This is a genomic window from Caballeronia sp. J97 (assembly GCF_905220305.1).
In the GTDB taxonomy this organism is placed as follows: Bacteria; Pseudomonadota; Gammaproteobacteria; order Burkholderiales; family Burkholderiaceae; genus Caballeronia.
Genome location: NZ_CAJMZL010000001.1, coordinates 347,396 through 362,437 on the forward strand (window position 1 = coordinate 347,396; position 15,042 = coordinate 362,437).

Below are 15,042 nucleotides of genomic sequence, written 5' to 3' on the forward strand. Positions count from 1 at the left end.
TAATCCACGCGATTAATTCCGATTCGAAGATCGCGGATTCAGGTCGCAGGCCGGCGCACAAAAGCCAGCATTACGCCAAAACCGATCATGAGCGCCCCGCTCACGCGATTGAACCATGCGAAACCGCGCGCGCCGCGTGAGAGCGAACCCAGACGCGCGCCCAGCGCGGCATAGATGAAGATGGCCACCAGCTCGAGCAGCAGGAAGGTGGCGCCGAGAATCGCAAAGCTCGTGGCGTACGCGTTGCGATCGACGAATTGCGGGAAGAAGGCCGTGAAGACGAGGATCGCCTTCGGATTGCCGGCTGCGACCCAGAATTCCTGCTTGGTGAGCCGCGCGAGACTCGCCGGGCCGCGCGCCGCGCCCTCCTCCCTGACGACGAGCGACGGCCCCGAGCGAATCAGCTTCACGCCGATCCACACGAGATACGCCGCGCCGGCGAACTTGATTGCCGTGAAGAGCGTCTGCGACGCGAGCAGCAGCGCGCCGAGCCCGAGTCCCGCGATGGCGATCATGATCGCGAACGCGACGATCCGGCCGAACGACGCCAGCACGGACGCGCGCACGCCATCGCGCGCGCCGTTCGACAGCGACAGCACGTTGTTCGGCCCGAACGCCATGTTGATCGCGAAGCACGCGGGCAAAAAAATCGAAAAAGTCTGGAGCGACATGGGACACCTGCTGACCAGCGGAAACTAGACCGCTAAATTAGCACGCGCGCGACGCCCCCATAAGTCTCAGAAACGATGACGGATACCCGTGCTCAGCATCAGCTGATTGCGGCCGCTCGACGGATCATTGGTATTGATCACGGCCGGCGCACCCGACGAAGCGCGCTGATAGATCGACTCCAGATACACATCCGTGCGCTTGGACAGCAGATAGTCGACCTGCAACGCGCCTTCGTGCCAGTGCGCGCCGCCGCCGTTGGTGTACACGTACATGCCCGAGATCTGAATGGCCGGCGTCAGCTTGTAGATGCCGTTGATCTCGTAGTTGTTGAGCGCGAGCGACGGCATCAGGTTGCCGGTGTCGGCATCGGTGACGCCGGAGTTGATCGAGCGGGAAAACGCGCCGCTCAGCGTAAGCTCGCCGAGTTCGTAGCTCATGCCGACACCGAACGTATTCTGCTGCTGCACGTTCGCGTTGAAGACCGTATTGCCCGGGCTCGGCAGCGTGAGCGAATCGTATGCGCCGGTCGTCGTGTTGCCACGCCCGTTGTTGTGCAGATACGCCGCGCCAACGTTGAAGGAGCCCGCCGAATAGTTTGCCCCGACACTGTACGCGCGGTTGTCCGCAAACGCGCCCGCCTGGTTCGAGAACGCATAGAGGCCGCCGAAGCTGAAGCCGCCGTAGTTCGCGCTGGTGTATTTGACGGAGTTCGACGCGAGGAACGAGTTGTTCGCGTTGTCGTTGTCGAGCACGTGCGCGAACGCGGTGCCGCCAGTGTTGCCGGTGAGCGTGAAGGTCTGGAAATAATCGTGAATCGAATCGTACTGGCGACCGAAGGTGAGCGTGCCGAACGTGTCCGAGCCGATGCCGACATACATCGGGTGATCGTTCAGGCCTTCGCCCGTCGCCACCGAGAGGCCGCGTTCGAGCCGGAAAATCGCCCGCGCGCCGCCGCCCAGATCCTCGGTGCCTTGCAAGCCCCAGTAGCTGCCGTCGACGGTGCCGCTCGTCAGACGATATTGCGAATTCCCGCCCACGTTATTCGTATACGCGATGCCGGCGTCGAGCTCGCCGTAGAGCTGCACAGAGCTCTGCGCCCATGCCGCCGCGGGCACGCCAATGAGCGCGCATACCGCCATCGAAAGCGCCAGCGAGCGCGTGCCGGGCGCGACCACATGGTGGGCCGCGGCGATCGGCGATGCAGTTCGGGACGCTTTGGACTGGTTCGGCATGGATGCTCTCCAATGGTTCTCGTTTCAGAAGGATTGTCAGTTTTGTGACGAGGCTTGTCAGTCAAAACTAGGGAACGTTTCGCATCTGTATCCTGGAACCAACGAACGACCGTCTTTTGCAAGCTGGCATCTTGCCGGATCGGCGCGATTGAGCATAGCCGACGTGCAATCGAGCTTGCCGCTAGAATCGGGACGACTTCAGCCAACCCGACCACGCCCATGCCTCTTCAGACTCGCGCCATTCTCACAGGCCACACCCGCGGACTCGGCGCCGCGATCGCGCAGCTTCTGCTTGAGCAAGGCGCCGACGTGCTCGCGATCGCCCGCACGCGCAATGGCGGGCTCGCCACGCGCCACACCGGCAAGCTGCACGAGGTCGAACTGGACCTCGCCGATCCGGTGAAGCTCGACGAATGGCTGTCGGGCGAAGCGTTGTCCCAGTTCGTGTCCGACGCGCAGCGCGTACTGCTCGTCAACAACGCGGGCATGCTCGCGCCGGTCGGCGATCTCGCGAATCAGGCGCCGGCCGCAATCGCGCGCGCGGTCAGCGTGAACGTCGCCGCCCCGCTGATGCTCGCGGCGGCCGTGGTCCAGGCGACCGGGCAAACGGCCGATACGCGCATCGTTCATGTTTCCAGCGGCGCGGCACGCAACGCCTATCCGGGCTGGAGCATCTACTGCGCGACCAAGGCGGCGCTCGACCATCACGCGCGCGCGGTCGCGCTCGACGGCCATCGTGCGTTGCGCATCTGCAGCGTCGCACCCGGCGTCGTGGACACCGACATGCAGGCCGAGATTCGCGATCTCGATCTCGCGCACTTCCCGATGCGCGAACGCTTCGATGCGCTCAAGCGCGACGGTCAGCTCGCGACGCCCGAGCAGTCGGCACGCAAAGTCGTCGATTATCTTTTGAGCGAAGCATTCGGCGATACGCCGACGGTGGATGTCCGCGATCTGGCGTGACGCTTCTAGCGCGGCTTAAGACTCGGTCGAGCCGCCGTCATGTTGCTTCGACGGAAGTCCGCGCCGAGTCGAGCGCCTCGCGCGACAGCGCGTCCGCGCGCACGTTGCGCGCACGCGGGATCCATTGCAACCGCACGTCGCCGATCTGCGCGATGTGCGCACGAGCACGCGCGGCATGATGCGCGAGTGAGCGAATGCCCGCGCCGTCCGGTGCGCTCAAATCGTCTATCACGACGCGGCTGTCGCCGTAGATCACCGCATCCGTCGCGCCTGCGCGCGATCCCGCTTCCAGCACCGCGATGAGCGCAAGATATTCGGCCGCGCTGCTGTCGCCGGCGCCGGCGACGCGGCTGATCTCGACGGTCTCTCCGAGCGGTCCGACGAGCACGCCGCCGATTCCCAGCCGTCCGGGATTCGGCAGCGCGGAGCCGTCGAACCAGCCGCGCCATCCCCCTGCCTCGGTCTCGCTGTCGCGCTGTTTCGTCCGGCTCGTCCGCTCGATGCGCCGGGCTTCCCGCGCGCGCAACGCGTCGGCGTCTCGATGCTGCGCAGCGCGGCGCACATCGATGAAATCGCTCAGGCACTGCTCGCCCGCCGCCTTTTGCAACGTCCTCACGAGCGCCTCATGCTCGGAGATCGCCGCGCCTTTGGCGAGCCGGCGGCTTTGCATGCGCTCCTTCTTGTAGGCGATGGTCAGCAATTCTTCGAAAGCGATCATGGGCAGCAGACGAATCAACGAACTGCGAGCTTAGCAGACCGCCGCGACGCGTCATGGGAACGGCCGTTGCTGATTCGAACGTGTCCACACAACCGGTCAGCAAGGAGCGGATCATGAGTCAACCTATGGAGCCGGCTTCGGCGGGCGCGAAGATCGTCGGCAAAGGCGCGGCGACGGCCGCGGGCCCCGGACCCGATGTCATGGCAGCGAGTACGCTCGACGGCAATTCGGTGAAGAGCAATGACGGCCACGACGTCGGCTCGCTGAAGGAAATCATGCTCGATGTGACAAGCGGACGGATCGCCTATGCCGTGTTGTCGAGCGGCGGATTTCTCGGCATCGGCGACAAGTTGCTCGCCGTGCCCTGGAGCGCGCTCACGCTCGATACCGACAACCACTGCTTCCGGATCGACGCGACTGCCGAGCAAGTGCGCAACTCGCCGGGCTTCGACAAGGATTCGTGGCCGTCGATGGCGGATCGCGTCTGGGCGAGCACCGTGCATCAGCACTATGGCCGCGAGCCGTACTGGTCGAGCGATCGCCCGGGCGATGTCGGCGCGGGCGGCGCGATCCCGCCCGGCGGCGTGGACGCGCCCGAAGCCGGCGGCGTGAAGCTGTAGCAGAAAAGGGATTTGCCGCCAATCGGCGGCCGGGATGATGCCAGTCGCGTGCGCGCGTTCAGTCGAGCGGGCGCTCGCCGACCTGAAGGTCGGCGCCTTCGGTCTCGCCCATCAGCGCGCGCAGCACGTCGCCGGCGAAATCCTCGATGGCGAAGTGCCATTCGAGCGAGCCGACCGGGAAGTCGTTCGGGCTGGACTTGCCTTGAGCACGGCGGATCGCACCGACCGAGAGGCTCAGCGCGCGGGCGTGCTGAAAGTGCGGGTCGTCCGAATCGAGGAACGGGAATTGATCTTTATCCATGACATCCTTAACGGTCCCAGCCTGCGAAACTTTAGGCCTGCTTCGAACGCGCAATCGTTTGCGTACGTGCGAGCCTGACGACCCTATGCAACCCTATCGAAATCTCGCCGGCAATTCGGGCGTCGAAGCGTTCGACATCCTGCGCGACGGCATCAAAGTGCGCTTCGTCAGCGGCGGAACATACTTGTATGACTATCGCGTGCCCGGTCGCACGCGCGTCGAGGAAATGAAGCAGCTTGCTCGCGCCGGACGCGGGCTCAGCACTTATATTGCGAAGTTCGGTGCGGAGTATGCCGAAAAAATCGACTAGCTGCCCGAAGGGGCGATTCTACGCGAGATCGAGACGTTTTCTTCAGATAAATATGTGCCGCGTCACCGCGTGGTGGGCAGATTCGGCACGCTCTCGTTGACTGTCGCGTTGAGTTGATGGAGCTGGCGTTGCAGTTTATTGAGTTGCGCCTGCGCGGCGATGCGCTTTCCCTCGAGTTGCGCCAGTTCCTTGCGAACTTCCTGCTGCTTGAGCGCAACCTCCTGATCCTGCGCGCCGCCTTGCTGCAAATCGACACGCACGCGTTCGATCTGCGCTTCCGATTCCGCGATGAGACGCGAGAACTGCTCGTTCTGCGCTGCGAGATGCGCGCGCCGCATTTCGGCGTCGGCGAGACGCATTGCCTGCTCGACGAAATGTCGGAATGCCGGCTCGGCGGCATCGAGGTCGCCGGCCCTGAGCACACGCCAGACTGCATTCTCGTGATAGAGAACGGCGTAGTAGATCAGATCTCGCGGATGGAACAGCAGCCTCGCGGAATACGCGAAGCTTTGAAACGTGCGAAACGTTGCAAGCGAGCCTTGCTGAACGAGCCATTCGACCTCCGCGCGATGCGCGGCCTGTAGCGACTGCTTGCCGGATGGCTGCGTCGGAACGACCGCGGGCCGCAGCGGCATGACGCGCGTCGAAGACGGAGCCGCGGGGACATCCTCGTCCTTCAGCTCGTCCTCGGCGTGAATATCGGGTGCGGCGACACGGATCGGATTGTTCGCTTTCGGACGCACGAGAAACGAAGGTGCATTGTCGAGCAAGCTCCCTCTTCTGCTCAGTAGGCTTTTCACGATGGCTCCCTGGCCGATCTTCTTTCAGATGCAGCCGTCATGCGGTGGCGTTGGCGGAAAATGGACCGCCAACCTGCGTTATTCGAATTTCCGGAGAGCAGAACTTTATTCTGCGCGACGAACGGCATCAATTTGTTCTCGATAAAAAACTGTCGAATCCAGTATAGGCGAGCCGTCCGCCGATTCAAACGATGCGAGAAAGACGCCGCAGCGGGATGCGGATTCTACGAGAATTCGGTACGAAAATGAAGCAACGAAAATCAGAATGCGCTGAGTGAAATTATCGAATATCACGAATGGCGATAAACAGCTTGCGTCCCGCTCATTCTCATCTTCGCGATCTGGGCGGAGCGGGCTTTCGACATCAGCGCGACCATGCGCATGATTCTGATGCCCTGAATGCCGCACGTGATTCCCGGCGTACTGGCGACACGCGTTTCGAGCGAGCCCATCACGCCATGCAGATTGGCGATGGGCGCCGGCAGACCCGCCCGCGCGACCGCCGCCGCGGGCATTTGGACCGGGTCACAGGGCACGTCGTGTGCACGTGGATCGCCTGCGAAGAAATCGGACAGAACAGCGGGCGCCTCGATATGCCATCGCCCTTCGCCGCGATCCTGAAAAAAATTGTGAATAGATTCGAGATGCTGAACCGGTGTTTGCTCTACGCGACGTGCGATCGCCGCGCAACGTTGCAGTTTCCAGTTCTCGCGCTGACTTGCAGTTGCGATCAAATCTGCGATACGCGTTCGCATTTCCGTTTCGCGGCGCGCAATCAATACGCCAACCATATGCGCTTCGTCACCCGACGATTCGGGCAAACGAACGCGCCACTCCAATAAGTCGTTCAGTGTGATCGACATGAATTACTCCGTTGCGTGCAGACTTTTGATCTGGATTCAGGCAATTCGAGATTGTTTGGACCGCAAATTGCAATAGACCCGCCCTTGATCGTCTGTCGATTATGCTATCCCTTTATCGATGGTTTATCTCGATTTCAGACATAAATAAGGACAGTCCTAGTCCCGATCCGCGCGGCACGTTCAATGCTGACAGTTATGTAAGCGGCGCAACGCGCGCCGCATTCAGGGAGACGGAAATGAGAGCCACTCCAATGATCGCTGGCGCGCTCCTCGCGCTCGCCAGTACTGCCGCGCTTTCACAGGAAATGTCGCGCGACCAGTTGATGCAACGTCAACAGCAAATGCAGCCGGGCAAGAACGACGCGATGCCGAGTCCGCGCACCGGCGACGCGTCACAAGGCGGGGTCCAGTCCGGCACGTCGGGCAGCGGCACGCTCATGCAGCAGCGCGAACAGGGCATGTCGCCGAATCAATCGCAGGGTTCGCCGTCGACTGGGGCAATCAAGCAATAGCGCGACGTACGCGTTTGTCCACGACGCCGGCCATGCGCCGGCGTCTTTGTTTCCGGTTCGCACAACCGACTTGGCTGACGTCTCGGCCCGATCACGCAGACGTCACGTTCGTAATCAGGCGTGCGGCGCGCGTGTCTTCAGTCTGGGACTAGCCGCATGGCACGGCAGCGCTTCATCGCGCGTGTCGGCCGCGCTTCGCACACTCGAGGCCCGAGTGCTGCTCGTTATCGGTCATCGCGGATTGCCGGGCCTCGGCACGGAGGCAACGCAGCCATCCTGAGCGCGCATGGGCGACGAACGCCCCCCCGACGATCACGGCAGCCACGCTCGCGGCGATTCAGCCGCCGCTTCGCGCGCTTATCCACAGTTTCGGTGGACAAGCGTGTAGATAAGTCGAGGGCGGTGCATCTATCTTGTTGAAGTGACACGCGTTTGCCCACGCGTCGACAATGCGCGCGAATAAACCGTATATACTGTTTTTTTACACACACGACAGGAGAGAACGGATGAGCACACCGCAAGTGAAGGCGCCGACCAGGAAGGCATTCCATTTCCCCAAGAGCGCCGCCGACAAGGCGCCCGCCCCCGCGAAACCCGACGACAAGGTCAGCAAGAAAACGAAGGCCGCGGCGACGCCGAAGGCCACGACGAAGGCGCCGGCTCCGGCCGTGACGCCGAAGAGCGCGAAGCAGCCAGCCGCCAGGAAGGCAGCCGCGAAAGCCCCAGCCGCAAAGAAAGCCGGGAAGACGATGACGACCGCGGTCGAAGCCGCCGCTACGAAGAAGACCGTCGAGAGCCAGCCGAAATCGGACGCGAAGACGAGGCGCGTGAAGAAAGAAAAGGTCGTGCGCGACAGCTTCACGATGCCCAAGTCGGACTACGCGAAAATCGCCACGCTCAAGGAAAAGTGCCAGAAAAACGGCGTGCGCGTGAAGAAAAGCGAGTTGCTTCGTGCCGCGCTCGCGATGCTCGATGCCGCGCCCGAGAAGCGCCTCGTCGAAGCGATCAAGGCCCTCGAAACGGTCAAGACCGGTCGCCCGACGAACGCCTGAGCGTCAAAGGCTCAGAAGAGAGTCCTGAAGAACCAGTAGAGACCGGCCGCGAGCGCGATCGAGGCCGGCAGCGTCAATACCCACGCGAGCACCAGGCTGCGCACGGTGCTCCACTGCAGCCCCGAGCCGTTGGCCGCCATGGTCCCGGCGACGCCCGAAGACAGCACGTGCGTCGTCGAGACCGGCAGACCGTAGGCATCGGCCGCGCCGATGGTCAGCATCGCGACCAGTTCGGCCGATGCGCCTTGTCCGTATGTCAGATGCTGCTTGCCGATCTTCTCGCCCACGGTCACGACAATGCGCTTCCAGCCGACCATCGTGCCGAGCCCGAGCGCGATCGCCACCGCAACCTTCACCCACGTCGGGATGAACTTCGTCGCGTGATCGAGCTGTTTTTTGTAGTTGTCGATCACGGCGCGGTCCGCGGGCGCGAACGCGGGCGTGTTCGCCTTCTCCATCAGCCGGATCGCTTCGGACACGAGATACATGTTGTTGCGCACGTTATCGACGATGTTTTGCGGCACCGCCGCGAGCGATCCGGACGCGCCGACCTGATTCGCGATCGTGTCGGTCAGTTGCTTCACCGCGGGCAAGGTCGCGGGTGAAAGCTGGCGCGTGCGCACATAGGCCTGCGTATCTTCGCGTGCGTCGGTGGAAGGCGGCGCGTCGTTCAGGTACCTCGCGAAGGTCGCCGATGCATCGTGCGCCACCGCGACGAAACTCTGCGTTTCGGCCGGATTCACCGCCTTGTTGAGCGCATAGGCCGTCGGCACCGTGCCGATCAGAATCAGCATGATGAGGCCCATGCCCTTTTGCCCGTCGTTCGAGCCGTGGGCGAACGAAACGCCCGTGCAGGTCAGGATCAGGAGCGCGCGAATCCAGAACGGCGGCGGATGATTCTTTTTGGGCTCCTTGTAAAGCGCCGGCACGCGCACGAGCGCTTTCAGCAGGAGCAGCAACAGTCCCGCGCAGATGAAGCCGACGATAGGCGAGAACAGCAGCGACTTGCCGACGCCCGCCGCCTGCGACCAGTCGACACCGCTCGTGCCGTTCGGTCCGCGCAACAATTGATTCATCAGGCCCACGCCGATGATCGAGCCGATCAGCGTATGCGAACTCGACGACGGCAAGCCGAAGTACCACGTCGCGAGATTCCAGATGATCGCGGCAATCAGGAGCGCGAACACCATCGCAAAACCCGCGCTGCTGCCGACCTGGAGAATCAGCTCGACAGGCAGCAGTTGCAGGATGCCGAACGCGACCGCGCCGCTCGAAACGAGCACACCGATGAAATTCCACGTGCCGGACCAGACGACCGCGACATTCGGTGTCAGCGAGTGCGTATAGATGACGGTGGCGACCGCGTTCGCGGTGTCGTGAAAGCCGTTGACGAACTCGAACCCGAGCGCGATCAGCAGCGCGACGCCGAGCAGGAAATAAGGTAGCGCGGAGTTGAGGCGGACGGATTCGAGATCGGAGGCGAGATGCAACCCGACATATCCGACGCCGCCGATGAGTATGAGAAGGAAAACGAGGAGACTGGTGCGGCGCGCGCGTTCGCTCACGCCGCCTTGCTGAGGAAATGCGATGTCCGGCATGATCGCCTCGCGCGTTTACCGTAGCGGAGCAAAGCATACGATCCGTCCACGTCTCCGACTGTGAATATTTTGTGTCAACAGTTCGCGTAATACTTTCGCCATCCGTAGCCCGAACCCGCGCCATAGAGGCGAAAACGATTTCATTCCGATTCTGCTGCGCTGTCATACGCGTGACATTCTGCATGTCTATGTTTCCGGCCAGCACGCCCACTGGACCACCGGCGCAGCGCGAAAACGCAAACAATAACCGTCGCGCGACATATAAGTGCATATACCGAGACGATGACCCTGAACTTCGATCCAGCGCTTGTCCGCAAGAGCCTGAACGGTTCGCTCAACCCGCATCCCGCCGCATCGCGCGCGCGCCTCTCCGATCCCTTCTCGCTTCGCGATCAACCCGTCGCCGATGCTTTCGTCATGCTTACTGCCCCGCTCGCAAGCGAGGCGTTCCGACAGATGGAGTCGGTGGCCGAGCGGCCCGACGTCGACTTGCTCGAACAACTGCGCTCGACGCTGCGGCGGCTGCGCGCGCTGTGGTGGGCGTTCGAGCCGCTGCTCGACGAGAAGACCGGGCGCGTGGTGCGCAAGCGCTTCAAACGTCTCGCGGACATTGCCGGCGAGCCGCATGAATTCGATGCCGCATGCGCCCTGCTTTCGCACGCCGACAAGGACTGCGCGCGACTCGACCCCGTCCTGCGCAGGCTGCGACAGCAACGGCGCGAGGCGTCAGCGATGAGTTGCGTGACGCTGCGCAAGGCACAACTCGATGTGCTGCTGCGTCGCGCGCTCGCGGATGCGCGGCGGCGTCTCGAAGCGCGCGGCGAGGATCGCACGCTCGAAGCGTTCGCGCGTCAGCGCGTCTCGCTCGCCGATGACCTGCTCAGCAAGCGGGAGCATCGCGCCGCAAAACTGAAGCGCGTGGATGCGAAGACGTTGCACAGCATCGAGGAAGCGGCCACGAAATTGCAATGCCTGCTGGAATTGTTCGCGCCGGTGCTCGAGCGCGGACATCGGCATACGACGGCCCATCTGCTCGCGGCGCAAGCCGCGCTCGTGCGGCTCCACGACGTGCTCGCGAGCGAAACCGTCTTGCGGCGCGTCGCGCCGGTGCTGAACGACAAGAACGCCGTCGACGAAGCGGTGCGCTGGCTCAACAAGGCAGCACGTGACGAATCGCGGGCCGCGGCGAAGCGCCTGCGCTCGCTGCCGCATCTCGTCTGACGATTGCCGGAACACCCTCCTTTCGCCTATGTCCGCGCGGGGCCGCGCTCCCCGCGTCGTGCGGGTTTCCCTGATTCGGAAGCGTCGGCATCCTGACGGCATGGACGTCGCCCACAGCGACGCCTTTCGGCATCGACAAAAGGGGATTGCCATGTACTTCGGGACACTCGTCACACGGGCGCGCGGCGATCAGGACAACGCGCCGTGGCAGCGCGACAGGGATGCATCGCGGGTCATCACGCCGGGCCGCTGGCAGGCATTCCGGCGCTGGCTCGCGCGACTCGTGCCTTGAGCGTTCGCGTCCAGAAGTAAAGCTTCGTCGCGTCGCGTGGTAATAGGATTTGTCCGAGTGTTTTTGACTGCCAAAGCCGCTCAAATGCAGGCCCTCTGCTCTTGGCTACCGGCTTTAAAAGATGAAGGATCTGCGAATTTCCGTCGACCCGCACGGTCTTGCGACGCTGTCGAAATCGGTGCAAATCAGCGAACACTGCGCCAATCGCGCCCGCTTGCTCTTGTCGCTCGTGAATATCGTCGCGGCGCCTGGCGGCTTCGAGCACTTCCGCGCATATCCCGAGGCGATGCGCGACGACATTCTTAATCTGATGCGCTCGATCGCGGAAGAACAAGGGCCGCTCGTCGCGGCACTCGAGGAGCACGCGGCGAAGTCGGGTTTCGAGCGAGGCACTCAGGCGGCGCGCGAAGTCCTCGATCATGAAGAGCAGGCTGCGAACTCGGCCTTGCACTATGACGCGGAAAATCAGGCCACACAGTTGTTCGTCACGAACTGAGCGTCCGAACTCGCCGAACCCCTCGCGTTCCACGCGAGGTTTTTTTGTTTGCTGCCGACGAAACCGTACCGCGCCAGACATCGCTCCGCGATGCCCGACTGTTCGAAACCAACCATCACAATCATGCGAACACTCAATATCATCTTGATGCCCGTCGCCGTCGTGCTCTTCTCGAATGCCACGCCCGCCAGTGCGCGATATACCGAGCAGTGGATGTCGAACGCGGATATCGCAAGCTCTCCGTCGAAGTCCGCCGCGCCACGAGAAGGGAGAAAGGCGGCCCGCAAAGCGCCGGCTCGGACCGCTGTCAGCAGTTCGGAATACGATCCGATTGCCGCGTTTGCCCGCAAACCGGTTCACCGCTGAGACTTCCTGCGGCTGAAAGGTTGATCGCGTGAATATCGCGATTAATTCGATTCCTTTCTTGCGTGTATCGACTATCCTTCTGAATGTCGTAAGAGGTGGGTTGCATGGCCGCTGCGCCCTGCCATGTGCGAGAGTCCATCGAGCATTATTAGAGGCGCAGCCATACCGGCGCCCACTACTCTTACGACATTACTTCCCGCCTCATTCCTCTTCCCTTGTTTTCCCCATGCGCATCGCGCGCGATAAAACTCACTCAGTTATCCGAATTTTTTAATCTGCGGTCGGCTGTGTTCCGCAACTTCACTGCAGTGGTAGGAATATGACGAAGCTTGCGGGGTTTCGAATTGAACCGCGCGACGTCGAAACGACGGAACGCGTCGTTTCAGTTGTCGCGGGATGGCGCGATTCGCGAAGCACTCCGGCTGATGCGTCCGGAAAAAAGAAAAGCCCTTGAAGATCAAGGGCTTGAGATTCTGGCGGAGAGAGGGGGATTCGAACCCCCGATAGGTTTTACCCTATACACGCTTTCCAGGCGTGCGACTTAAACCACTCATCCATCTCTCCGGAAGACCGCGATTATACCAACTTCCCGCGCCTGCGCCAGCCCCTACGGATGTCGAATGTAGTCGACCAGCGCGCGCGTGTACGCATCCGGCTTGCGATCGACAAGACTCACCACGATCGCCACCGCGAACCCCGCCGGCACGCCGAACACGCCGGAGCTGATCGGCTCGATACCGAACCAACGCGGTCCCGCGAACCCCGTCAGTTGCACGAAGAACGGATACGTCGACACGATGTAGTAGACGCACACCGCGAGCCCCGCGATCATGCCCGCGACGACGCCGCGCTGCGTCGTGCGCTTCCAGAACACGCCGAGCACGAGCGCCGGGAAAAGGCTCGACGCCGCGAGCGAAAACGCCGCGCCTACCAGAAAGAGAATATTGCCCGCGTTGAGCGATGCGACGTACGACGCGAGCAACGCCACGCCGAGCAGCAAAATCTTCGAGATCGTCACGCGCCGCTGGCTGGTCGCGCGGCGATCGACCATGCAGTAGTAGACGTCGTGCGAGAGCGCGTTGGCGATCGTCAGCAGCAGCCCGTCCGCCGTCGAGAGCGCGGCCGCCAGCGCGCCCGCCGCGATCAGGCCGGAGATCACATACGGCAATCCCGCGATCTCCGGCGCCGCGAGCACTACCATGTCCGGCTGCATCTGGATGCCGGCCCAGCGCACGATGCCATCGCCGTTCACGTCGGCGATCCGGATCAGATACGGCTCCACGCGCCGCCACTGCGTGACCCACTGCGGCAGATCCGCGAAGCGATGACCGACAATCCCCGTCAATATCTCGTGCTTGATGAGCACCGCGAGCACCGGCACCGTCAGATAGAAAAGCGCGACGAAGAAGAGCGTCCATCCCACCGAACGCCGCGCCGACGATACCGACGTCGTCGTGTTGTAGCGCGTGAGGATATGCGGCAGGCTCGCCGTGCCGATCGACAGACACAAGAGCAGCGACAGAAAGTTGATCTGATGCACGCGCGGGCTCGCGTCGTCGGCCGAGCCGGGCGCGAACGGCTCGGCCATCGGCACGGGCGCGGCGATGCGCTCGATCAAGGCATCGCGTTCGCGCGACCACTTGGCTTGCGCATCGGCGGGATCGCGCGGAAAAGCCGCGAGCTCGCGCTCACGCTCGTTGATCTCGCGCAACGGGCCGTTACGCCGGCGCAGTTCGGCGATCTCCCCGACCAGGCGCGCATGCTCGTCATGAAACGACTTGGGCAGCGCGTCGATGCGCCGCTGAGTCTGCGCCGCCTGTCGCTGATAGTCGGCGCGCACGCGGGCTTCGTCGGGCGACACGGCGACCGCGCGCTCGAGCGATTCGACGCGCTCCATCACGCGTCCATAGTTGAATTGCGGAAACCAGCCGAGCCCTTCGCGATGCGCGATCATCGACACCGGAATCAGCATCGCGCTGATGAGGATGATGTATTGCGCGACCTGCGTCCACGTCACCGCGCGCATGCCGCCGAGAAACGAGCACACGAGAATGCCCGCGAGACCGCAGAAGATGCCGATCGAAAACTCGATGCCGATGAAGCGCGACGCGATCAGACCGATGCCCTGTATCTGCGCGACGAGGTAGACGAAGGAACAGAGAATCGCCGCGATGGCCGCGAGCGCGCGCACGAGATTGCTGGAGAACCGCGTGCCGAGAAAATCGGGAATCGTGTAGCGCGCGAGCTTGCGCACGTAGGGGGCGAGCAGAAACGCGACGAGGCAATAGCCGCCCGTCCAGCCCATCACGTACGCGAGGCCGTCGTAGCCGCTCGCGTAGATCGAGCCCGCCAGGCCGATGAACGACGCGGCCGAGAGCCAGTCCGCGGCCGTCGCCATGCCGTTGAACGCCGACGGCACGCGCCGTCCGGCCACGTAGTATTCGACGAGATCGGACGTGCGCGACAGCAGTCCGATCACCGCATACACCGCGATCGGCACGAACAGGAACACATAGCCGATCCACATGCCCGGTCCCGTCGTGCGTTCGATGCGCTCCATCAGAAAGATGAACAGCAGGAATCCGAGCGTATAGAGCGCGTAGGACAGGATCAGCCGGTTCGTGAGCTTCATGCGGCATCGCCCTGTTCGGATCGGGCGGAGCGCGCGAGACGCGCATCGGCAAACTGCATCAGCACGATATAGACGAGGATCAGCGCGAGGTAGACGAGAATCGCGCCCTGCGCGCCGAAGTAGAACGGCAGCGGAAAACCGGCGACGCGGACGTGGTCGATGCGTTGCGCGAAAAGCGGCAGGCCGAAGGAGACGATGAAGCCGATCGTCATCAGCACGGCGATCAGCGCGAGGTTGAAACGCCAGTAGCGCCGATGCGCGCGCGCCATCGCCGTCGATACGGGCGGCGGTGAGGCAGGCGTCGGGCTGGAGGAATCGGACATGCGGCTTTTTAACAAAACCGCATGGCCTCGGCAATAAGGATCGACCGCTGCGCGTCGCGCGGCGGTCGTGT

General features: G+C 62.9%; 18 protein-coding genes and 1 tRNA gene. 8 read left to right on the forward strand and 11 right to left on the reverse strand.

Going from position 1 to position 15,042, the window contains the following annotated elements; translation table 11 throughout:
- Positions 1-38: 38 nt before the first annotated feature.
- A complete protein-coding gene (locus U4Y90_RS01645; RefSeq protein WP_321791541.1) occupies positions 39-671 on the reverse strand; it encodes a LysE family translocator in 633 nt (210 codons plus the stop codon).
- A gap of 66 nt (positions 672-737) precedes the next feature.
- On the reverse strand, positions 738-1,811 hold the full coding sequence (locus U4Y90_RS01650) for a porin (RefSeq protein ID WP_321792550.1): 1,074 nt from the start codon (positions 1,809-1,811) through the stop codon (positions 738-740).
- A gap of 312 nt (positions 1,812-2,123) precedes the next feature.
- On the opposite strand from U4Y90_RS01650, the gene U4Y90_RS01655 reads away from it, so the two are divergent.
- Positions 2,124-2,867, forward strand: a complete 744-nt coding sequence (locus U4Y90_RS01655; RefSeq protein WP_321791543.1) for an SDR family oxidoreductase — start codon at positions 2,124-2,126, stop codon at positions 2,865-2,867.
- A gap of 37 nt (positions 2,868-2,904) precedes the next feature.
- Here the strand turns inward: U4Y90_RS01655 and U4Y90_RS01660 are convergent, their stop codons facing one another.
- Complete coding sequence (locus U4Y90_RS01660) at positions 2,905-3,585, reverse strand: ribonuclease HI family protein (protein ID WP_321791545.1); 681 nt, start codon at positions 3,583-3,585, stop codon at positions 2,905-2,907.
- A 113-nt stretch (positions 3,586-3,698) separates the two neighbouring features.
- Between U4Y90_RS01660 and U4Y90_RS01665 the strand changes: the two genes are divergently transcribed.
- Positions 3,699-4,205 (forward strand): PRC-barrel domain-containing protein, encoded by a 507-nt coding sequence (locus tag U4Y90_RS01665; RefSeq protein ID WP_321791547.1) that lies wholly within the window; start codon positions 3,699-3,701, stop codon positions 4,203-4,205.
- 58 nt (positions 4,206-4,263) lie between these two features.
- Here U4Y90_RS01665 and U4Y90_RS01670 read toward each other — a convergent pair whose 3' ends face one another.
- Positions 4,264-4,506 carry a hypothetical protein gene (locus U4Y90_RS01670; protein WP_321791549.1) on the reverse strand — a complete coding sequence of 81 codons (243 nt, stop codon included), beginning with the start codon at positions 4,504-4,506 and terminating at the stop codon, positions 4,264-4,266.
- 85 nt (positions 4,507-4,591) lie between these two features.
- Here U4Y90_RS01670 and U4Y90_RS01675 point away from each other — a divergent pair, with 85 nt between their 5' ends.
- Entirely contained in the window at positions 4,592-4,816 is a 225-nt protein-coding gene (locus U4Y90_RS01675; RefSeq protein ID WP_061134691.1) for a hypothetical protein, read from the forward strand.
- 62 nt (positions 4,817-4,878) lie between these two features.
- Here the strand turns inward: U4Y90_RS01675 and U4Y90_RS01680 are convergent, their stop codons facing one another.
- Together U4Y90_RS01680 and U4Y90_RS01685 are read right to left on the reverse strand one after the other, a co-directional pair.
- Positions 4,879-5,586, reverse strand: coding sequence for a DUF2968 domain-containing protein (locus U4Y90_RS01680; RefSeq protein ID WP_321791554.1), 708 nt, complete (start codon positions 5,584-5,586; stop codon positions 4,879-4,881).
- 320 nt (positions 5,587-5,906) lie between these two features.
- A complete protein-coding gene (locus U4Y90_RS01685; RefSeq protein ID WP_321791556.1) occupies positions 5,907-6,479 on the reverse strand; it encodes a hypothetical protein in 573 nt (190 codons plus the stop codon).
- A 236-nt stretch (positions 6,480-6,715) separates the two neighbouring features.
- Between U4Y90_RS01685 and U4Y90_RS01690 the strand changes: the two genes are divergently transcribed.
- Complete coding sequence (locus U4Y90_RS01690; protein ID WP_321791558.1) at positions 6,716-6,991, forward strand: hypothetical protein; 276 nt, start codon at positions 6,716-6,718, stop codon at positions 6,989-6,991.
- A gap of 506 nt (positions 6,992-7,497) precedes the next feature.
- Positions 7,498-8,043: a hypothetical protein gene (locus tag U4Y90_RS01695; RefSeq protein ID WP_321791560.1), complete on the forward strand. Its 546-nt coding sequence runs from the start codon at positions 7,498-7,500 to the stop codon at positions 8,041-8,043.
- Positions 8,044-8,054: 11 nt separating this feature from the next.
- On the opposite strand, the gene U4Y90_RS01700 is transcribed toward U4Y90_RS01695, so the two are convergent.
- Entirely contained in the window at positions 8,055-9,641 is a 1,587-nt protein-coding gene (locus tag U4Y90_RS01700) for an inorganic phosphate transporter (protein WP_321791562.1), read from the reverse strand.
- A gap of 282 nt (positions 9,642-9,923) precedes the next feature.
- On the opposite strand from U4Y90_RS01700, the gene U4Y90_RS01705 reads away from it, so the two are divergent.
- The 3 genes from U4Y90_RS01705 to U4Y90_RS01715 all read left to right on the forward strand — a co-directional run bounded on the left by U4Y90_RS01705 (position 9,924) and on the right by U4Y90_RS01715 (position 11,650).
- Positions 9,924-10,862 (forward strand): CHAD domain-containing protein, encoded by a 939-nt coding sequence (locus U4Y90_RS01705; protein ID WP_321791564.1) that lies wholly within the window; start codon positions 9,924-9,926, stop codon positions 10,860-10,862.
- A 151-nt stretch (positions 10,863-11,013) separates the two neighbouring features.
- Positions 11,014-11,154 carry a hypothetical protein gene (locus U4Y90_RS01710; RefSeq protein WP_321791566.1) on the forward strand — a complete coding sequence of 47 codons (141 nt, stop codon included), beginning with the start codon at positions 11,014-11,016 and terminating at the stop codon, positions 11,152-11,154.
- A 121-nt stretch (positions 11,155-11,275) separates the two neighbouring features.
- Positions 11,276-11,650 carry a hypothetical protein gene (locus tag U4Y90_RS01715; RefSeq protein ID WP_321791568.1) on the forward strand — a complete coding sequence of 125 codons (375 nt, stop codon included), beginning with the start codon at positions 11,276-11,278 and terminating at the stop codon, positions 11,648-11,650.
- Here the strand turns inward: U4Y90_RS01715 and U4Y90_RS01720 are convergent.
- The 4 genes from U4Y90_RS01720 to U4Y90_RS01735 form a co-directional block, all read right to left on the reverse strand.
- Entirely contained in the window at positions 11,620-12,000 is a 381-nt protein-coding gene (locus tag U4Y90_RS01720) for a hypothetical protein (RefSeq protein ID WP_321791570.1), read from the reverse strand. The genes U4Y90_RS01715 and U4Y90_RS01720 overlap by 31 nt on opposite strands.
- Before the next feature lie 490 nt (positions 12,001-12,490).
- Positions 12,491-12,580, reverse strand: a tRNA-Ser gene (locus U4Y90_RS01725).
- A 43-nt stretch (positions 12,581-12,623) separates the two neighbouring features.
- Positions 12,624-14,648 carry a sodium:solute symporter family protein gene (locus U4Y90_RS01730; protein WP_321791572.1) on the reverse strand — a complete coding sequence of 675 codons (2,025 nt, stop codon included), beginning with the start codon at positions 14,646-14,648 and terminating at the stop codon, positions 12,624-12,626.
- Positions 14,645-14,971 (reverse strand): DUF4212 domain-containing protein, encoded by a 327-nt coding sequence (locus U4Y90_RS01735; protein WP_321791574.1) that lies wholly within the window; start codon positions 14,969-14,971, stop codon positions 14,645-14,647. Before U4Y90_RS01735 ends, U4Y90_RS01730 begins: the two co-directional genes overlap by 4 nt.
- Positions 14,972-15,042: the final 71 nt, after the last annotated feature.